General features: G+C 43.1%; 2 protein-coding genes. Both read right to left on the reverse strand.

What is annotated here, in order from left to right; translation table 11 throughout:
* Window positions 1-611 (reverse strand): hypothetical protein (locus A3763_RS25875; protein ID WP_156495345.1); only part of this gene is annotated, 611 nt, incomplete at its 3' end.
* The coding region (locus A3763_RS29270; RefSeq protein WP_197483141.1) for a hypothetical protein at window positions 608-1,204 on the reverse strand (597 nt) is incomplete at its 5' end. The genes A3763_RS25875 and A3763_RS29270, both read right to left, overlap by 4 nt.

Below are 1,204 nucleotides of genomic sequence, written 5' to 3' on the forward strand. Positions count from 1 at the left end.
TTAAGCTCGGGCTCGGCTTTAAGACCAAGCTTCGCTTCCAAGCGGGAAAGCTGAGCCGCGCTCAACTTTGACTTTTTCTTCTCCAGAATCGCTAAGGCCGTCTTTCTAACTAGCTTAGTCTGAAGCTTTTGTTCAGTCTTTTGCTCGGTCTTAACTTCAAGCTTTTGCTTTACTTTAAGGTTCTGCTCAGATAACTCTTTAACACTCGTCTTGGTTTTAACCGGCGCAAGCTTTGGAAATGCAGCAGGTATAATCAGAGGTGAAATTTTTGATCTTTCAGGCTCAGCAAATTGAGGCTTAGCCGGCTTCACTTTTGCAAAATTTGCTTTTGCAATAACCTTAGGCTTTAACTTGGATCCTACTCTGCCTTCAAGTGGCTCTTTAGACCTTGTATGCATTACATTCACGGAGTCTAGAGAGTGTAATTCCGCGTCACTAAGCTTGTTTTTGTGTATTGTATCTAAGTCTTTTAAAGGTTGCTGATCGGCAACTGAGCCAAGCATATCAAAGAAGTATTCATCCATAGCATCAGATGAGCTGACATTCTCGTCCTGATCGAATTCACGCCCTCCATGAATAGAGTGCTTCTTATCGATATCTTCAGAGCTCATCGCACACTCTCTACAGACTGCTCCGCTAACCAAAAAGCAGCGTAGTAATCATCTATAGCTTGCTCAGAGTAGTCTAAGAAGCATTGCCGAACTCGCGGTGAAAGCGGTTTTCTTAAGTAATAGAGAAATGTTAATAATACTATCTGGGCCTCACACTGAGACCGAAAACTTTGATCATCGTCTTCTCTTACCATTTTAATTGTCGGAATAAGAGATAGGTCAGGCGAAATAGCTTCAGTCGTTTTAACAGTGGAACCACCCAAAATCCCAAGAACTGGCTGAGCGCATTGTGGCTCTGATGCCACCCTGGTAACACTAGTTACCGAATCAACATGACTTGGCTTACGTGAAGTGACAGATCCGCCCTGATTTTGCCGACCTTCATTTGTAAGATTGGCTTCTTCAGCAAACTCACAATCGGCACTTATATTTTCTTGCTCACTGACGTGTGCGCTTTCAGAAATTTGAGCAGATGACTCATTCAGATAGTTTTCGGATGTATGCTCTGCCGAAGAACATGAGCTATCATTAGGCTTACTAACAGGCACAGGGTCGCTACCAAACATATCGCTCAGGTAATCATTTAGCAAATC

It is taken from the genome of Oleiphilus sp. HI0128 (assembly GCF_001635365.1).